General features: G+C 61.4%; 1 protein-coding gene. It reads left to right on the forward strand.

The genetic code is table 11. From position 1 onward, the window contains the following. Positions 1 to 339, forward strand: a 339-nt coding sequence (locus tag Q1B13_RS26935; protein ID WP_299800852.1) for an autotransporter outer membrane beta-barrel domain-containing protein, incomplete at both ends; no start/stop codon positions are given.

The raw sequence follows: 339 nt of genomic DNA on the forward strand, positions 1-339 counted from the left end.
AGAGCACAGCACAACAGGTGCGGCGCTCGACAGCAGTGTCTGGGAGTTGGAGATCGGTGGGGATGTTGTCCTGAGCGAGAGCGGTGCGGGGCTGCTTGTGGGCGGACTGCAGTTCTCCTATGCCACGGGCAGTACTGCAGTCACCTCTGCCTTTGGAGACGGGTCGATTGACACCAGTGGCTTTGGCCTTGGGGTGACGGCCACGTGGTATGACAATCGCCGGTTTTATGTGGACGGTCAGTTCACGTTTGCCTCCTACTCCAGCGACCTTGAGGCTGACAGGATTGGAACCCTGGCGGACGGCAACGGCGGCACAGGCCTTGCGCTGTCGATCGAGGC

It is taken from the genome of uncultured Ruegeria sp. (genome assembly GCF_947489545.1).
Classification (GTDB): Bacteria; Pseudomonadota; Alphaproteobacteria; order Rhodobacterales; family Rhodobacteraceae; genus Ruegeria.